At 73.4% G+C, this 17,478-nt stretch carries 15 protein-coding genes and 2 riboswitches; of the genes, 8 read left to right on the top strand and 7 right to left on the bottom strand.

The features are described 5' to 3' along the window. Window positions 1-8 precede the first annotated feature (8 nt). The 5 genes from BTM25_RS13805 to BTM25_RS13785 all read right to left on the bottom strand — a co-directional run bounded on the left by BTM25_RS13805 (window position 9) and on the right by BTM25_RS13785 (window position 7,024). Complete coding sequence (locus BTM25_RS13805) at window positions 9-1,328, bottom strand: M48 family metallopeptidase (RefSeq protein WP_103563310.1); 1,320 nt, start codon at window positions 1,326-1,328, stop codon at window positions 9-11. Continuing rightward, window positions 1,325-2,569, bottom strand: coding sequence for a gluzincin family metallopeptidase (locus BTM25_RS13800; RefSeq protein WP_103563309.1), 1,245 nt, complete (start codon window positions 2,567-2,569; stop codon window positions 1,325-1,327). Before BTM25_RS13800 ends, BTM25_RS13805 begins: the two co-directional genes overlap by 4 nt. Before the next feature lie 36 nt (window positions 2,570-2,605). Then, window positions 2,606-3,400: a CHAP domain-containing protein gene (locus tag BTM25_RS13795; protein WP_103563308.1), complete on the bottom strand. Its 795-nt coding sequence runs from the start codon at window positions 3,398-3,400 to the stop codon at window positions 2,606-2,608. 13 nt (window positions 3,401-3,413) lie between these two features. Beyond that, window positions 3,414-3,558: riboswitch (cyclic di-AMP (ydaO/yuaA leader) on the bottom strand. A gap of 337 nt (window positions 3,559-3,895) precedes the next feature. Next, a riboswitch (cyclic di-AMP (ydaO/yuaA leader) is annotated at window positions 3,896-4,062 on the bottom strand. A gap of 376 nt (window positions 4,063-4,438) precedes the next feature. Continuing rightward, the gene (locus tag BTM25_RS13790) at window positions 4,439-5,467 is read right to left on the bottom strand and encodes a C40 family peptidase (RefSeq protein WP_235828397.1); all 1,029 of its coding nucleotides are present in this window, start codon (window positions 5,465-5,467) and stop codon (window positions 4,439-4,441) included. Between the two features lie 168 nt (window positions 5,468-5,635). After that, window positions 5,636-7,024: an NYN domain-containing protein gene (locus BTM25_RS13785; RefSeq protein WP_235828396.1), complete on the bottom strand. Its 1,389-nt coding sequence runs from the start codon at window positions 7,022-7,024 to the stop codon at window positions 5,636-5,638. 120 nt (window positions 7,025-7,144) lie between these two features. Between BTM25_RS13785 and BTM25_RS13780 the strand changes: the two genes are divergently transcribed. Genes BTM25_RS13780 through BTM25_RS13770 form a run of 3 tightly spaced genes read left to right on the top strand, consistent with a single transcriptional unit; the run spans window position 7,145 to window position 10,044 of the window. Further along, window positions 7,145-8,941, top strand: coding sequence for a DEDD exonuclease domain-containing protein (locus tag BTM25_RS13780; RefSeq protein WP_103564621.1), 1,797 nt, complete (start codon window positions 7,145-7,147; stop codon window positions 8,939-8,941). Window positions 8,942-8,976: 35 nt separating this feature from the next. Continuing rightward, on the top strand, window positions 8,977-9,726 hold the full coding sequence (locus tag BTM25_RS13775) for a rhomboid family intramembrane serine protease (RefSeq protein ID WP_103563307.1): 750 nt from the start codon (window positions 8,977-8,979) through the stop codon (window positions 9,724-9,726). A 36-nt stretch (window positions 9,727-9,762) separates the two neighbouring features. Then, complete coding sequence (locus tag BTM25_RS13770; protein ID WP_103563306.1) at window positions 9,763-10,044, top strand: Lrp/AsnC family transcriptional regulator; 282 nt, start codon at window positions 9,763-9,765, stop codon at window positions 10,042-10,044. Between the two features lie 4 nt (window positions 10,045-10,048). On the opposite strand, the gene trpD is transcribed toward BTM25_RS13770, so the two are convergent. After that, entirely contained in the window at window positions 10,049-11,098 is a 1,050-nt protein-coding gene (gene trpD / locus BTM25_RS13765; protein WP_103563305.1) for an anthranilate phosphoribosyltransferase, read from the bottom strand. Window positions 11,099-11,121: 23 nt separating this feature from the next. Beyond that, entirely contained in the window at window positions 11,122-11,544 is a 423-nt protein-coding gene (locus BTM25_RS13760) for a response regulator transcription factor (RefSeq protein WP_103563304.1), read from the bottom strand. A gap of 321 nt (window positions 11,545-11,865) precedes the next feature. On the opposite strand from BTM25_RS13760, the gene ctaE reads away from it, so the two are divergent. The 5 genes from ctaE (at window position 11,866) to BTM25_RS13735 (ending at window position 17,389) form a co-directional block, all read left to right on the top strand. Next, on the top strand, window positions 11,866-12,528 hold the full coding sequence (gene ctaE / locus BTM25_RS13755) for an aa3-type cytochrome oxidase subunit III (RefSeq protein ID WP_103563303.1): 663 nt from the start codon (window positions 11,866-11,868) through the stop codon (window positions 12,526-12,528). Window positions 12,529-12,560: 32 nt separating this feature from the next. Beyond that, complete coding sequence (gene qcrC / locus BTM25_RS13750) at window positions 12,561-13,478, top strand: cytochrome bc1 complex diheme cytochrome c subunit (RefSeq protein WP_103563302.1); 918 nt, start codon at window positions 12,561-12,563, stop codon at window positions 13,476-13,478. Continuing rightward, a complete protein-coding gene (gene qcrA, locus BTM25_RS13745; protein ID WP_103563301.1) occupies window positions 13,475-14,575 on the top strand; it encodes a cytochrome bc1 complex Rieske iron-sulfur subunit in 1,101 nt (366 codons plus the stop codon). Before qcrC ends, qcrA begins: the two co-directional genes overlap by 4 nt. Further along, window positions 14,572-16,194, top strand: coding sequence for a cytochrome bc1 complex cytochrome b subunit (qcrB, locus tag BTM25_RS13740; protein WP_103563300.1), 1,623 nt, complete (start codon window positions 14,572-14,574; stop codon window positions 16,192-16,194). Before qcrA ends, qcrB begins: the two co-directional genes overlap by 4 nt. A gap of 67 nt (window positions 16,195-16,261) precedes the next feature. After that, window positions 16,262-17,389 carry a glycosyltransferase family 4 protein gene (locus tag BTM25_RS13735; RefSeq protein ID WP_103563299.1) on the top strand — a complete coding sequence of 376 codons (1,128 nt, stop codon included), beginning with the start codon at window positions 16,262-16,264 and terminating at the stop codon, window positions 17,387-17,389. Window positions 17,390-17,478 lie beyond the last annotated feature (89 nt).

Below are 17,478 nucleotides of genomic sequence, written 5' to 3'. Positions count from 1 at the left end.
GCCCGCCGTCAGCGGTGGGCGAACGGGGGCGGTTCCGCGTCGTGGTGCAGCCGGGACCAGGAGCGCGCCATCGCGATCCGCTCGGGGCCGGACGGATGCGTCATCCACAGCAGCCGTTCGAGGACGTCCGGGCGGAGGTCGTCGATGTTGCGGACCGACAGCTCGTGCTGCATCTCCACGAACGTCGCCGGGTCCCGGGTGAGGTCGAGGGCGTGCGCGTCGGCGCGGGCCTCGATGCGGCGGCTGACGAGGTTCTCGGCGGGCGCGGCGAGCTGCGTCCCGGCGGCGACGAGCGCGAGCACGAGCGCGATCGCGCGCGGATCGGCGACGGCGCGGCCCGGCGCGGGCGGGTCCAGCCCGGCGCGGCGCAGCAGGCGCGGCGACGACAGCAGCACGGCGAGCAGGCACACGCCGCCCGCGACGGCGAGCCCGCCGACGAGCGTCCCGTACAGGACGTCGCCGTGCTTGGCGTGCCCCAGCTCGTGCGCGACGATCGACCGGATCTGCGCGGGCGGCGACGACAGCAGCGTGTCGTAGACGACGATCCGCCGCGTCGACCCGAACCCGGACACGTAGGCGTTGAGCGTGGTCGTGCGGCGGGACGCGTCGGCGACGAGCACGTCCTTCACCGGCACGCCGTCCCGCGACGCCATCGCCATGAGGTCGGTGCGCAGTTCCCCGGTCGGGAGCTTGTGGAACGAGTTGAACAGCGGCTCGACGGCGACCGGGTAGGCGAACGAGCCCGCCACGACGAGCAGGAACGCGCCGAGCGCCGCGCCCGTCCACCAGTAGCGCGGGAAGCGCCGCAGCAGCGCGAACAGGGGCAGCAACGCGACCGTGTAGATCACCCAGGTGACGGCGAGGGACTTGCCCTGGTCGGCGAGCCACGCCGGGACGGCCTGCGTGGACAGCCCGTACCGGTCCAGGACGTCGTGGCTCCACCACCGGAACGGCAGCCCGACCAGCCGCAGCACGGTCGTCAGCACGACCACGCCGAGGAGCACGCGCAGCGGCCACGGGCGGACGCGGGCGGCCGTCGCGCGCAGCAGCCGCGCGCCGAGCGGCGTCAGCCCGAGGACGAGCACCGCGAGCAGGCCGAGGCCGAGCGAGAGGTAGGCGGGCGGGTTGATCGCGGCGTCGAACGCGCGGGCGCGGGCGACCTCGGGGGCGGAGAAGTCCAGGGCGGGGTCGGGCCGGACGTGCGGCGCACCGCCCGGCAGCGTCCGCCACGGCGTGCTCGCGGCGAGGACGGCGGCGACGGCGAGCAGCAGCAGCGCGGCGGCGACGGCGGCGGCGATCCGGGGACGGCGCGTGTCCGGTCCGCTCAACGCAGTTCCTTCCGCAGGTAGTCGCGCCACGCGGCGGTGAACCCGGCCCGGCTCGTCCCGAGGACGTCGCGCAGCGCGGCGCCCTCGTCGCGGCGTCCGGCGGCGCGGTAGAGCCGGACGAGCGTCGCCTCACCGTACCGCTCGGCGATCATGCGGCAGGCGAGCCACGCCTCCTGGTAGGACTGCGCGAGGTCCGCGGAGCCCGAGCCGAACGCGGCGCGGGACGGGAGCGAGCCCGGGACGCGTCCGGCGCGCACGTCGGCGGCCAGTTCCCCGGCGGCGGCCCGGACGGAAACCTTCGCGTCCCGGTACCCCACGTAGTCGGCGAAGCCCTCGATGAGCCACAGCGGGGTGCGGCCGTCGTGCGCGCCGCCGGTCGCGACGTGCGTCAGCTCGTGGGTGAGGACGACGCGGCGGCCGAGCGGGTTGAGCCGGGCGAACGTGCCGGGCGCGATGAGGACGCGGTCGTCGCCGGGCGAGCCGTCGGCGCCGGGCGCGACGGTCGCGAGCGCGGCGATCTGGCCGAGGTCCTGGTCGTCGCCGGCGAGCGCGGCGGCCACGGCGGGCTGCGCGGGCGCGAGGGCGACGACGCGGCGGGCCCAGTCGCGTCCGGTCACGGCGGTGACGGCGGGCACGGCGCGGTCGAGCAGCCCGGCGATCTGGTCGAGCCCGGCGGCGTCCCCGACGACGAGGCTGGACGCGCCGCGCACGACGGTGAGCGGGCCGCCGTCCCAGATCTCGGGGGCGTCGCCCGCGCCGGACCCGGTGATCGTCCAGGCGCCGGACCGGGACGCGAACGTCAGGTGGCGCTCGCGGACGACGTCGGCGCGGTCGTAGCCGGCGAACCGGTACCGGACGGCGACCGCGACGGTCGTCCCGTCGGCGCTCTCGTAGTGCTCGCCCCAGGTCGCGAGGGGCAGGCGGCGCAGGTTGTCGAAGACGCGACCCTGGGCGTCCCGGAACGCGGCGGGCGCGGACGCGACGGTGGCGAGGAAGCGGGCGCGGTCCCCGGCGCGGACGGCGGCGGCCCGGTTGGCGAGGACCGTCCGGACGTCGGCCGGACGCGGCGCGCGGGCGGCGGCGGGGCTCGGCGCGGCCACCGGCGCCGGGCGATCGTGCCCGCGCGCGGCGAACGCGTACGCCGCGAGCAGGCACAGGACGACGCAGAGCCCCGCGCCGAGGGCGATCCGCCGTCGGGCGGACGCCGGGCGCGGGGCCCCGTCGCCGGGATCGTCCGTCATGCGGGCGATCCTAGTGAGCTTCACCGAAGGTCCGGCTCACCGCCGGTAGTTCGGATAGCCGTACCCGACCACCGAGCCGGTGTCGCGGGTCTCCTTGCGGACGGCGTTGCCCGCGTTGCCCTCGACGGTGTCGATCGTGCCGTTCCGGTTGTCCTTGACGACCATCCCGACGTGCTCGATGCCGTCGATGGAGCCGCCGCCGTTCCAGTCGAAGAAGACGATCGCGCCCGGCTTGGGCTTGGTGCCCCACCGGCCGTTCTCCTTGAACCAGTCGGCGTGCTCGACGGTCCACGCGTCCGACCCGAACTGGTCGGTGAACCCGATCTTCTCGCCGACCCAGGACACGAACATGTCGCACCAGTTCGCGCCCCGGTAGGCGCCGACCGAGCCGCCGTCGCGGCGGACGGTCTCACGGGCGCGGTCGGTGGTCATGTACCAGTCCTGGAACTTGGTGTTCCCGTGGCGGCTCTCGGAGACGCCGACCTGGGACTCGGCGAGCCGGATGGCGTCGTGCGCGGTGGGCCGTCCGGTGCTCGGCGCCTCGGTGCCGCCGTCGCCCTCGTCGGAGGGGGCGTCGGCCTTCGGCGCTTCGGTCTTCGGGTCGTCCTGCCGGACCCTCCGCTCCTGCGGGAGCCCCACCGGGCCCCCCTTGGGCTGGACGGCCGTCCCGGCGACCGACAGGGCGCCCTGCGGGGCGTCCTTGCCGGGAACCGGCACGGCGGCCTGCGCCGTCGCGGCGACGGTGCCGACGAGCGCGGCACCCGCCACCAGTGCGCCGGTCGTGCGCGCGGCGACGGTGAGCGGACGGGGTTTGCGATGCTTGCCGTTCATGAGCGGGTCTACTCCTCGCTTCCATGACCGCCTGCCGGGTTAGCTGACGGGTTCGGGCGTGGAAGCCGCCCTACGGCCCGTGACGGGCCGATTCACCCCGGATGAGGACACAGTGGGTCCCCGGCTCCGCGGGAACGCCGGACGGGCGTTCCCGCGGACTCGGCGGTGGGCGCGCGGGTGCGCGCCCGATGATGGTTCTGGGCTGTTCCTCCGGGCGTCTTCCGCCGGGAGAGGGGCCGGGAACGGCCCCGGATGAGGATGCGCTGTCGCGTCACGGGACGCGCGGTCTGCGCACGGCCCCTCGCGGGGCGGTGGGATCAGTCCGCGCCGGTGGTCCCGAGGACGGAGCCGCGCGCGGCGGTCCGCTCATGAACGCCGGTCCCCGGCACGGCCGGGGGCGCGGTGCCCGCCGGTGCGGCGGGTCTGGGGGAGAGGTCGGACGGTGCCGTGATCGGAGCACGGCGGGACGTGGTGACAACTCTGCTGGACAGGGTCGCTCCTTCTTCCAGACGCCTGCCGGGTTAGCTGTCGGGTTCGGGCGTGGAAGCTGCCCTACGGCCCCCGAGAGGGCCGATTCACCCCGTGCCGCGCGTCCCGGTGCGGGATCGTGCGCGGCGGATGGGTCCCCGGTTCCGCCATCGCGGATTCGGCGCTGCCGCTTCGCCGGGACGGGCGTGATGGGGCCCGTGGAGTCCGCAGGTTCCTGCGGGGGACGAGCGGCGCTGACATGTGGTCGTGGACGGCGCTGAACCGTCCGGGCCGGAAGCCCGTTGCTGGCCGTCGTGACGCGCTCTCGGCGCCATGCACGCGTCGGGCGTGCGCACGCGGCCGGGCCGGCCGTCCTGCGGGGCGCGGCGGCTGGTGGGCGCCGCACCGGGGCCGCGGCACGTGGAACGTGTCGTGACCTGCGCCGATGACTGGCTGACACCGACAAGTGGCACTCAAGGTACCAAACGCCCCAGGAAAGGCAAATCTTCCACAAAAACAGCGACGGCCCAGGTCAGAGTACCTGGGCCGTCGGTCGTCCGGGGTGGGCCGTCAGGGACGTCCCGCGCCGTAGTAGCCGGGCATGGACGACAGCGGCACGATCTTGACCACGGTGCCGGTGTGCGGCGCGTGAATGATCTTCCCGCCGCCGACGTACATGCCGACGTGGCCGAGGCTGTTGAAGAACACCAGGTCACCGGCCTGGAGGTCGCTCTGCGAGACGCGCTTCGTCGCGGCCCACTGGCTGTTCGTCGTCCGGGTGATGTTGACGCCCGCCGCGCCCCACGACCGCATCGTCAGCCCCGAGCAGTCGTAGGAGTTCGGGCCGGCGGCGCCGTACACGTACGGCTTGCCGAGCTGGGCGTAGGCGAAGTTCAGGGCCGCCCGCGCGCTGCCGGACGCCGGTCCGGTGTACGTCCCGCCCGCCCCGGTGCCGGGCTTGTCGTTCTTGACGCCGAACTTCGCCAGGATCTTCTTCTGCTGGGCGAGCTGCTTGTCGACGTTCTGCTTCTCTTTACGGGCGTCCTTCGTCTTGGACGTGTAGTCGTCGTAGGCCTGCTGGGCCTGCTCCTGCTCGCGCTTGAGACGCTGCACGGCCGCGACGTACTGGGCCAGCTCGGCGTCGCGGTTCTGCGACAGGTGGGTCAGGATGGACGACTGGTCCAGGATGGCCTGCGGGTCCTTGCTCCCCACGAAGCCGGCGAGCCCGTCGGTGTCGCTGTTCTTGTACGCCGTCGCGGCCAGTTCGGCGATGTGCTGGCGCTCCTTCTCGAACGCCTGCTCCTCGGCCTTGCTCGCCTTGCGCGCCGCGTCGAGCTTCTTCTTCGCGGCCTTCAGCCGTTCGGTGGCCTGGTTGTAGCGCTCGACGGCCGCGTCGGACTTCTCGTTGAGCTTCTCGATCTTCTTCTTCGTCTCGGCCTCGGTGGGCTTCGGCGCCGCGTGCGCGGTCATCGGAAGCGGCAGGGAGAAGGCGACCGCCAGGCAGGCGGCGGCCGTCAGACGGCGCTTGCGGCCTCTCCGGCGTGTGTCCGGCGCGCTCCGCGTCACCACGGAGCCCCGGGTGAGATCGTCTTCGGCCACGGTTCGGCTTGCCCCTCTCGATCCACGACGTCAGCGGCCGACCCTAGCGAGACCCCACACCACCTACAACCGATTCCTCACTAATAACCAAAAATCAAGCCAATTGTCCGCGAGTGGTGATCACATGATCACCACTGGTGACGACCCGCAGCTCGAAAGCGGTGGCGGTCAGGCCCGGCCGAGGCGGCGCAGCAGCAGCCGGGACGGCGCCGGACGGGCCCCCGCGCGCCGTGCCGCGTCCGCCACCTCGCGGTCCGCCGAGACCACCACGACGGCCCGTCCCGGCGGCTCGGCCCGGACGAGTTCGCCGATCAGCTCGTCCGCCGTCGTCCCGGGTGGACTGAACTTCACCCGCACCCCGCGCGGCGCCGAGATCGGCACCGGCGCGTCGAGTTCGGCTCCGTCGAACACGCAGGTCACCTCGGCGCGCGTCTGGGCCGCCAGGCCGCCGAGGCCCGACAGCAGCCGGGCGCGCTGGTCGGCCAGCGGCAGCCCGCCGTAGCCGGTCTTGGTGACGTTGTAGCCGTCCACGACCAGATGGACGCGGGGTAGCGCGAGCAGCCGGTCGAGCAGTTGCGGATCGTCGTCGGCGAGGGCGCGGCCGGGCAGCGACGCGGGCGTCGGCGGACCCGGGTCGAGGCCGCGCACGGCGTCGGCCGGACGTTCGATCAGCGTCGGCAGCGCCAGCTCCCGGCGCAGGCCCTGCGCGGCGTCCACCAGGGCGTCCAGCAGGACCCGCAGCCGGACCTCGTCGGCGTTGCGGCCCTCGCGCGCCGCGCGCCGCGCCGCCTCCACGGCCGCCTCGGCGCGCTCGGTCCGGACCCGCATCCGGCGCAGCTCCTTGTCGGCCGCCGCCGCCGAGTCGCGCGCCGTCGCCCGCTCCGCGCCCGCCTCGGTCGCGAGCGTCTCGGCCCGCGTCTGCTCGGCCTTCAGCCGCAGCCGCGTCTCGTGCAGCCGGCGGCGCAGGTCGGCGTTCTCGGTCTTGGCCGCGCGCAGCTCGGCGCGCAGCCGCTCGGACTCGGCGGCCCGCTCGGCGCGCGCCGCCGCCAGCTCGGCGCGCAGCGCCTCCAGCTCGCGCGCCGCCGCCCGCTCGCGCGACTCGTCCCGGGACGCCGCCAGTTCCGCGTGGACGGCGTCGACCGCGTCCGTCCAGTCCGCCGGGCGCAGCAGGTACGCCAGCGCCGCCACCTGCACCGGATCGGCCGCGGGCGGGCGCTCCCCGGCCTCGACCGCCGCGACCAGCTCGGGCTGGGCGCCGCGCAGCGCCTCGGCGACCCGGCCCCGGAAGTCGGCGTCGCCCTCCAGGACGGCCGCGATCGCCGACCCGCCGAGCTTGCGGCGCTTGCGGCGCTCGAACCGGGCGAACGGGCGCAGCCGCGCCGGGACCGCGTCGGCCGGCAGGGCGCCGAGGACCTCGGCCGCGGCCTCCACGACGCGCTGCCGGACGGCGTCGGGCAGCGGACGGTCCAGCCGTCCCTCCGCATCCGGACCGCTGTCGATGATCCCGCTCCTCTCGGACCCGCCACCGGTGCGCTGAGTACTTCCCGGCGGTGGCACCTGCTAACCGGGAAGTGAACACCCTAGCGCCGCCGTCGGCGACCCCCGATTCCGCATGTCGGCGGCCCGCCGCGCCGCACGGACGGCCGTTTGTCGGTGGCGTCCTTTACCGTCGCCGTCATGCCGCCTGCGAAAGCCCTTCCGCCCGTGCCGAGCGGCGTCCAGGGCACTCTGGACGACCTCGGGACCCCCCTCGCCGACGTCACGTTCGTCGTCGTGGACCTGGAGACCACCGGGGGATCCGCGCGGGACTCGGCCATCACCGAGATCGGCGCCGTGAAGGTGCGCGGCGGCGTGGAACTCGGGGAATTCGGGACGCTGGTCGACCCGGGCGCGCCCATTCCGCCGTTCATCACCGCGCTCACCGGCATCACCCAGCAGATGGTGTACGCCGCGCCGCGCATCGCCGAGGTCCTTCCCGCATTCCTGGAATTCGCGCGGGGCTGTGTTCTCGTCGCGCATAACGCGCCGTTCGACATCGGTTTCCTGAAGGCGGCGTGCGCCGAGCGGGAACGGCCGTGGCCGGGCTTCCCCGTCGTGGACACCGTGGACCTCGCCCGCCGCGTCCTCACCCGCGACGAGGTCCCCAACTGCAAGCTGGAGACGCTGGCCCGGCACTTCCGCGCCGCGACGACCCCGAACCACCGCGCGCTGGACGACGCCCGCGCCACCGTGGACGTCCTGCACGGCCTCATCGAGCGGCTCGGCTCGTTCGGCGTCACGTCCCTGGAGGAACTGCGCGGCTTCGCCAAGGCCCCGACGCCCGAGCAGCGCGGCAAGCGGCACCTGGCCGACGACGTCCCGAGCGCGCCCGGCGTCTACCTGTTCGAGGACGCGCGCGGCGAGGTGCTCTACGTCGGCAAGAGCGGCGACCTGCGCAGCCGCGTCCGCAGCTACTTCACCGGCTCGGAGACCCGCTGGCGCGCCCGCGAGATGGTCGGGCTGGCCGAGCGCGTCCGGCCCATCGTGTGCGCGACGGGGCTGGAGGCCGAGGTCCGCGAGCTGCGCCTCATCGCCGCGCACAAGCCGCGCTACAACCGGCGGTCCAAGTTCCCCGAGCGCGTCGTGTGGCTGAAGCTGACCGTGGAGCCGTTCCCGCGCCTGTCGATCGTCCGGGAGCGGCGCCCGGACGGCGCCGCCTACCTCGGGCCGCTCGGCTCGCGCCGCCAGGCCGAGGAGGCGAGGGCGGCGCTGCACGAGGCCGTCCCGCTGCGCCAGTGCACGCAGCGGCTCACGCTCGCGCTGGTGGAGCGCGGCAAGGCCCAGACCTGCGCGCTCGCCGACCTCGGCCGCTGCGGCGCGCCCTGCACCGGCCACGAGACGCCCGAGCGGTACGCCGGGCACGCCGCCGCCGTGCGGTCGGTGTTCGCGGGGGACGTGCGTCCCGTGGCCGCCGCCGCGACCGCCCGCATCGACCGGCTCGCCGTCGAACTGCGCTACGAGGAGGCCGCCGCGCAGCGCGACCGGCTCGCCGCGTTCGTCCGCGCCGCGTCCCGCGCGCAGCGGCTCGGCGCCCTCGCGGGCTGCGCGCAGCTCGTCGCGGCCCGGCCCGCCCCCGGCGGCGGCTGGGAGGTGTCGGTGGTCCGGCACGGGCGCCTGGCCGCCGCCGGGACCGTTCCGCGCGGCGCCCACCCGCGCCCGTACGTGGACGCCCTCATCGCGACCGCCGAGACCGTCCTGCCCGAACTCGGCGCCGGGCCTGACGCCATCCCCGCCGGGGCGGAGTCGGGCGGTGCGGGCGCGGAGGAGATGGAGTGCGTCCTGCGGTGGCTGGACGGCCCCGGTGCCCGCCTGGTCGAACTGGACGGCGTCTGGACGTGCCCCGTCCACGGCGCCGAGCGGCTGCGCGCCCGCATCGACCGGGCGTACGCGCCCGTCGAGCCGTCCGCGCCCCGGCCCCGGCGCCCACTAAGGTGACGGGATAAATCCGTCGATGGGGGAGGACGTCCCAGATGGCGCTGCCGCTGTACGACAGCCAGCCCGCCCGCCGGGTGCCCTGGGCTACGTACCTGCTGGTGGCCGTCAACGTCGTCGTGTACCTGTTCACGCCGATGGCCAGCTTCGCCACCTGGTACGGCGGCGACAGCGGCGTCCGCGAGTGCCGGGCGACCGAGTTCACCCTCCACTACGGCGCGATCCCGCACGAGCTGACGACCGGGAGGCAGCAGCCCGCGCCCGCCGACGTCGTCCAGCGCTGCGGCGAGACCACCTTCGCCAAGCGGCCGTGGACGTCCGCGTTCACCTCGATGTTCCTGCACGCCGGGGCGCTGCACCTGCTCGGCAACCTCGTCGCGCTGTTCGTCATCGGCATGGGCGTCGAGGACCGGCTCGGACGGCTCCGCTATCTGCTCAGCTACCTGCTGTTCGGGCTCGTCGCCGTCTACGGGTTCGCCTACACCTCGCCGGACTCGGGCGTGCCGCTCATCGGCGCGTCCGGCGCCATCGCGGGCGTGTTCGGCGCCTACCTGGTGCTGAACCCGCGCGGACGGATCGTCAGCCTCGTCCCGCCGATCGTCGTGCGGCTGCCCGCCTGGGTGCTGCTCGGCACCTGGTTCGGCCTGCAATGGCTGTCGCTCGGCGACACCGAGAGCAACGTCGCGTTCGTCGCGCACATCTACGGGTTCGTCGCCGGGGCGCTGTTCGGGCTGCTCGCGCGCCGCGCGGGGCCGTCCCGGCGCGCCGTCGGCCTCGCCCGCGGCTAGAGTCTCGGACGGATCCGTCTACCGGGAGGGCCGTCCGTGGTCACCGCCATCGTTTTCGTCAAGGCCGAGGTCGCGCGCATCCACGAGGTCGCCGAGGCGATCGCCGCGCTGGACGGCGTCAGCGAGGTCTACTCGATCACCGGGGAGCACGACCTCGTCGCGATCGTCCGCGTCCGCCGCCACGACGACCTGAACGACGTGATCCCGGGCCGGCTCAACAAGGTCCCGGGCATCCGCGGCACCGAGACCCACATCGCGTTCCGGACGTACTCCCAGCACGACCTGGAGGCGGCGTTCTCGCTCGGCCTGCCCGAGTAGGCGCTCAGCCCCGCAGCGCCTGAGCCGTCGACACCCAGCGGTCGAGCAGGGCGGTCACCGCGCCGGAGTCGACCGACGCCGCCGCACGGCCGTAGGCGTCGCCGAGCGCGGCCGTGAGGCCCGGCGCGGCCGGGACGCCCTCGAACGCGACCATCACGGCCGCCGCGTTCAGCAGCACCATGTCGCGCACCGGGCCGGGCGCGCCCTCGAACACCTCGCGGGCCACCCGCGCGTTGTAGGTCGCGTCCGCGCCGCGCAGGTCGCCCGGACGGGCGGGCGCGATGCCGAGGTCGGCCGGGTCGAAGACCGTCTCGGTGCTCGTGCCGTCCCGCACGACCCAGACCGTGGACGTGCCCGTCGTCGTCAGCTCGTCCAGGCCGTCGTCGCCCCGGAACACCAGCGAGCTGTTCCCGCGCTCGGCGAACACGCCCGCGACGATCCCCGCCATCCGCGGATGGAACACCCCGACCGCCTGCGCCGCCGGACGCGCCGGGTTCGTCAGCGGCCCGAGGAAGTTGAAGACCGTCGGCGTGCCCAGCTCCTTGCGCGGACGCGCCGTGTGCCGGAACGCCGGGTGGTAGAGCGGCGCGAAGCAGAACGTGATGCCGACCTCGGCCGCCACGCGCGCGGTGGCCTCGGGCGCCAGGTCCAGCGGGACGCCCAGCTCCTCCAGCAGGTCCGCCGCGCCGCACGACGACGTGGAGGCCCGGTTGCCGTGCTTGACGACCGTAACCCCGGACGCCGCTGCGACCACCGCCGCCATCGTCGAGATGTTCACCGTGTGGGCCTGGTCGCCGCCGGTGCCGACGAGGTCGGCGATCGGGCCGGGCACCGTGATCGGGGTGGCGTGCGCGAGCATCCCGTCGGCGAGGCCGGAGACCTCCGCGACCGTCTCGCCCTTGGCGCGCATCGCGACCGCGAAGCCGCCGATCTGCACGTCCGTGGCCTCGCCCGACATGATCTGGCGCATCGCCCAGGACGTCTCCTCGCTCGACAGCGAGTCGCCGTCGATCAGGGCGCCGAGCAGGGCGGGCCACGTCGTCCGCGCTTCCATGTGCGTGGTCCTCCCGGGGATCGTTACAGGACCGGCAGACGGCTCGCCGCGCGGCGCCGCATGAGGTCGGCGACCGAGCGCGCCACGGCCATCGGGTCCAGCGGGAGCGCGACGACCGCGTCCGCGCGCGACCAGGTGGCGAGCCAGCCGTCGTCGCGGCGCGCGATGATCGCGAGCACCGGCGGGCAGTCGTAGACCTCGTCCTTGGCCTGCCGGCACACGCCGAGCCCGCCCGCGGGCTGCGCCTCGGCGTCCACCACCACGACGTCGATGCCGCCCTCGTCCAGCCGCGCGACGACGGCGGGCTGGGTCGCGACCTCGACGTACTCGACGGCCGGGAGGTCCGCGGCGGGGCGGTGGCCGATCGCGAGGCGGACCTGCGCGCGGACGTTCGCGTCGTCGCTGAAGACGAGGACCTTCATCGGGCTCTCCGGGGCGGTGCTCATGGCACCGAAGGGTACCGGAGCGGTGTCGCGCGCACGAGACGCGCTTCACACGTTAGCTAGCGGGGCCTATCGGATATACCGGTTGATGTCGCCGACGTCCGCCACGTCCCGCGCCGCGCCGCCGCAGGGGCGGCCCGCCGCCGTGTCCGAATCGTGGCCTGTCCGCGCCGCACCCCGTCCGCGCCCGTCCGCCGGGGCCGGGAACCCCTGGTGCGACGGCCCTCCCGGCGTTTCGGGGCCGTCCGCGCGGCGACCGCGCGGACACGCTCGAAGTGCGCTGGAGGGGGGTCATGCGCGGGTCGCCGACCGGGTGACGTAATAATGCTGCCCGTGGCAACGGCATCCGCGATAGAGACAACACCGCACGCTCGGGAGAATCGTCCCATTCTGGTCAGCGTGGGGACGATCGTCTGGCTGTCGTCCGAGCTGATGTTCTTCGCGGCGCTGTTCGCGATCTACTTCACGATCCGCTCTGTGACGATCGGCCAGGACGGCTCCCACGCATGGCCGGGAGCGGACCTCAATCTCCCGCTTTCCGCTGTGAACACCACGATCCTGGTCCTGTCCTCGGTGACGTGCCAGATGGGCGTGTTCAAGGCGGAGAGCGGCAAGGTCGGGCGCGACGGCGGCCTCCTCAACGTGAAGCGCTGGGGACTGCGCGAGTGGTACGTCCTCTCGTTCCTCATGGGCGCGTACTTCGTCGCCGGGCAGGCGTACGAGTACTACTCGCTCGTCACCAAGGACGGCCTGACGCTGTCGTCCTCGGCGTACGGGACGGTCTTCTACATGACGACCGGCTTCCACGGGCTTCACGTGACAGGCGGGCTCATCGCGTTCCTGTTCGTACTGGGACGCACCTACGCCGCCAAGCGATGGACGCACGAGCAGGCGACGAGTGCCGTGGTGGTCTCGTACTACTGGCACTTCGTGGACGTGGTCTGGATCGGCCTGTTCGCGACCATCTACCTGCTCGACCTCCACTGACCAACGACGACAAGACCCGAACGGGGATTTCCGTGAAAAGGTTCACCGCATGGCGACGGCGCCCCTGGGCGGGCTACGCCGTCGTGCTGGCGGCCCTGGCGGCGATCGGCGTCATCTACGCCGGCTTCTCGCCCCGGGCCGACCGCGCCGAGGCGGCGAACGCGACCCAGGCGGCCGCGGACCTGAAGAACGGCCAGCAGCTCTTCAACAAGAACTGTGCGAGCTGCCACGGCCTGAACGCCGAGGGCACCAAGGACGCCAAGGGCCACGCGATCGCGCCGAGCCTGCTCGGCGTCGGCGCCGCGGCCGTCGACTTCCAGGTCTCCACCGGCCGCATGCCCGCGATGAACCCGGGCGCGCAGATTCCTCGTAAGAGGCCGATCACGGACTTCGACACCACGATCAAGACCGACTACGAGGACCCGGCCAAGCGCAAGGCGGCCGAGGAGCAGAAGGCGCGGGCCGAGAAGAACCTCGCGGACCTGCGCAACTACATCACCTCGCTGAGCGCCCAGCCCGGCCCCGGTATCCCGGCCGGTTCCGAGGTGGACCCGAGCAAGGGCAACGTCGCGCTCGGCGGCAAGCTGTTCCGCACCAACTGCGCCCAGTGCCACAACTTCACCGGCCAGGGCGGCGCGCTGACGGGCGGCAAGTACGCCCCCGAGCTCTCCAAGAGCGACGTCACGCCCACCCAGATCTACGAGGCCATGCTGACCGGCCCGCAGGCGATGCCGGTGTTCAACGACACCACGCTCACCCCGCAGGACAAGCAGGCGATCATCGCCTACCTCGTCCAGACGCGCGAGGAGCCCAACCCGGGCGGCAGCGGCCTCGGCCGCATCGGCCCGGTGACCGAGGGCCTCGCGGGCTGGCTGGTCGGGATCGGCCTGCTGGTGCTGGCCGCCATGTGGATCACCGCGAAGAAGCCGAAGAAGCTGAAGAAGTCATGAGCGACAACAACGAGACCGAGCCCGTCCCGGAGGGGACCGCGCCGCAGCGGACCGGTGCGACGCCGTCGCCCGCGCAGGACGCGCGCCTCCTCGCCCAGGACGACATCTCGGCGCCCGCCGGTATCGGCGAGGAGATCGACGAGCAGGCGGCCAAGCGCGCCGAGCGCATCGTCGCCACGTTCTTTCTGCTGGCGTTCGCCGCCAGCGTCGGGTTCCTGGTGTACTTCATCGGCTGGAGCGGCCGGCACGGCGGCATGCACGGCGTGGACCGGGCGCGCGAGTCGAACCTGTGGTTCGGCGGCCTGATGGCGCTGTCGTTCCTCGCGATGGCCTTCGGCGTCACCATCTGGGTGCGGCGCCTGATGACCAGCAAGCCGATCATCCAGGAGCGGCACGCGATGAACGTCGGCGCGGAGGACCGCGCCTCGTTCACCGCCGCCTTCCTGGAGGGCGCGCAGGACAGCGGGATCACCAAGCGCCCGCTGCTGCGCCGCACGCTGCTGCTGGCCGCCGCGCCGCTCGGCATCGCGCCGCTGTTCCTGCTGCGCGACCTCGGCCCGCTGCCGGAGAAGAAGCTGCGGCACACCTACTGGGCCGACGCGATCCGCAAGGCGAAGGCCGAGGGCAAGAAGGGCGTCCGCCTCGTCGTGGACGGCACCAACCAGCCGCTCAAGGTCAGCGACTTCAACAGCCCCGGCGGGATGATCACCGTCCTGCCCGAGGGCATCGAGGAGAACCTGCCCGAGGACGAGGTGCTGACGCAGACCGCCAAGGTCGTCACCATCCTCCTGAACATCCCGGCCGACGAGTTCAAGCCCGTCAAGGGCCGGGAGAACTGGCACGTCAACGGGATCGTGGCGTACTCCAAGATCTGCACGCACGTCGGCTGCCCCGCGGCCCTGTACGAGCAGACCACGCACCACATCCTGTGCCCGTGCCACCAGTCCACGTTCGACGCCACCGACGGGGCGCGGGTCGTGTTCGGCCCGGCGGCGCGTCCCCTGCCGCAGCTCCCGCTGAGCGTGGAGGACGGCTACCTCGTGGCCACCTCGGACTACACCGAGCCGATCGGCCCGAGCTTCTGGGAGCGCGGATGAGCGAGGCCACAGCCCCGAAGGCGGTCGAAGGACCGCTGAACTTCCTGGACGACCGCCTGGGGTCCACCGGTTTCCTCAACCGGAACCTCAAGAAGGTCTTCCCGGACCACTGGTCGTTCATGCTGGGCGAGATCGCCCTCTACTCCTTCATCATCCTGCTGCTGACCGGGACGTTCCTGACGCTCTGGTTCAAGCCGAGCATGATGGAGGTCGTGTACGACGGGTCGTACACCAAGCTCAACGGCGTGAAGATGTCGGAGGCCTACGCCTCGACGCTGCACATCACGTTCGACGTGCGCGGCGGACTGCTCATGCGGCAGATCCACCACTGGGCCGCGATCCTGTTCATGGCGTCGATCCTGGCGCACATGCTGCGGGTGTTCTTCACCGGCGCGTACCGCAAGCCGCGCGAGCTGAACTGGCTCATCGGCATCACGATGTTCGTCCTCGGCATGCTGGAGGGCCTGTTCGGCTACTCCCTGCCGGACGACCTGCTGTCGGGCACGGGCCTGCGGATCACGCAGGGCGTGCTGGAGTCGATCCCGGTCGTCGGGACGTACGGGTACATGTTCCTGTTCGGCGGGGAGTTCCCCGGCCAGGACATCGTGCCCCGGCTGTTCACGCTGCACATCCTGCTGATCCCGGGCCTGATCCTCGGCCTGGTGACGGCGCACATGATGATCATGTGGCACCAGAAGCACACCGCGATGCCGGTCAAGAACCAGACCGAGGAGCAGGTGTACGGCTACCCGTTCTACCCGGTCTTCATGGCCAAGACGGGCGCGTACTTCCTGTTCACCTTCGGCGTCCTGGCGCTGCTCGGCACGTTCGCGCAGATCAACCCGATCTGGCTGTTCGGCCCGTACGACCCGGGCGCGATCTCCGCGGGCTCCCAGCCGGACTGGTACATGGGCGTCCTCGAAGGCGCGCTGCGCATCATGCCGAACTGGGAGATCACGGCCTGGGGCCACACGCTGAGCCTCAACGTGCTGATCCCGGCGCTGGTCCCGCTCGGGATCATCTTCACCGGCGCGGCGCTGTGGCCGTTCATCGAGGCGTGGGTGACGGGCGACAAGCGTCCGCACCACGTCAACGACCGTCCGCGCAACGCGCCGGTCCGCACGGCGGTCGGCATGGCGGCCGTGACGTTCTACGGCCTGCTGTGGGTCGCGGGCGCCAACGACGTCGTCGCCGACAAGTTCCACGTGTCCCTGTACGCGACCACCTGGTTCTTCCGGGTCACGTTCTTCATCGGACCGGTCATCGCGTACGTCATCACCAAGCGCTTCTGCCTCGGCCTCCAGCGCAAGGACGCCGAGACCGTCGCGCACGGGGTGGAGAGCGGCACGATCCTCATGTCGCCGGACGGCAAGTTCTCCGAGCGGCACGAGCCGGCGCGGGACGAGCAGCGCGCGGTGCTGCTGTCGAAGGAGACCGCGCGTCCCGAGGCCCCGGCGGTGGACGCCAACGGCGTCCCGGCGCCGAGCACCAAGGGCCCGGTCGGGCACCTGCGGTCGCGGCTCCAGCGCGCCTGGACGTTCGACGACATCCCGGTCGAGGAGCACGAGCACGGCCACGAGGTCGAGGGCGGGCGCAGGCCCGAGCAGATCGAGCACTGACGCCTTCGTCGCGGGCGCGGCCCGCCACCGGACTCCGGTGGCGGGCCGCGCCGTATTCTGAGGGCCGATGACCAGGACTCTCGTCGTGACGAACGACTTCCCGCCGCGTCCGGGGGGCATCCAGGCGTTCGTCCACAACCTCGCAGTCCGCCGTCCGGCGGGTTCGGTGGTCGTGTACGCGCCGGCGTGGGAGGGCGCGGCGGCGTTCGACGCGGCGCAGCCGTTCCCGGTGGTGCGCCATCCGACGTCGCTGATGCTGCCCGAGCCGGGCGTGCTGCGGCGCGCGGCGCAGATTTTGCGGGCGGAGGGCTGCGACTCGGTGCTGTTCGGGGCGGCGGCGCCGCTCGGGCTGCTGGCCCCGGCGCTGCGGGCGCGGGGCGCGCGGCGGCTCGTCGGGCTGACGCACGGGCACGAGGCGGGCTGGGCGGCGCTTCCGGTCGCGCGGCGGCTGCTGCGCCGGATCGGCGACGGGACGGACGCGCTGACCTACCTCGGCGAGTACACGCGGTCGCGGCTGGCGCGGGCGCTGTCGGCCGGGGCCGCCGCGCGGCTGGCGCGCCTGGCCCCGGGCGTGGACGAGACGCTGTTCGCGCCGGGCGCGGGCGGCGCGGAGATCCGCAAGCGGCATGGGCTGGCGGGCCGCCCGGTGGCGGTGTGCGTGTCCCGGCTGGTGCCGCGCAAGGGCCAGGACACGCTGATCCGGGCGTGGCCGCGCGTCCGCCGCGCGGTGCCGGACGCGGCGCTGCTGCTGGTCGGCGGCGGCCCGTACCGGCGCGACCTGGAGCGGCTGGCGGACGCGGCGGGCGTCCGGTCGTCGGTCGTGTTCACCGGGTCCGTCCCGTGGGAGGAACTGCCGGCGCACTACGACGCGGGCGACGTCTTCGCGATGCCGTGCCGGACGCGCCGCCGGGGCCTGGACGTGGAGGGCCTCGGCATCGTGTACCTGGAGGCGGCCGCGACGGGCCTGCCGGTGGTCGCGGGCGACTCGGGCGGCGCACCGGACGCGGTGCTGGACGGCACGACGGGCGTGGTGGTGCCGGGCCGCTCGTCGGAGGCCGTCGGGGACGCGGTGGCGGGGCTGCTCGCCGACCCCGTCCGGGCGCGTGCGCTGGGGGCGGCGGGCCGGGCGTGGGTGGAGCGCGAATGGCGCTGGGACGTGCAGGCCGCACGCCTCGGCGCACTCCTCGCCGACTGACTTCACCCCGTTTGGGCTATATGTAACGTTATGTTCTTCGCGGCCCCGACCGGAGCGCGCCGATGGGCGCTCCCGTCGCCGGATCGGTG

This window comes from Actinomadura rubteroloni (genome assembly GCF_002911665.1).
Taxonomy (GTDB): Bacteria; Actinomycetota; Actinomycetes; order Streptosporangiales; family Streptosporangiaceae; genus Spirillospora; species Spirillospora rubteroloni.
This window is presented reverse-complemented; position numbering and strand designations above follow the sequence as displayed.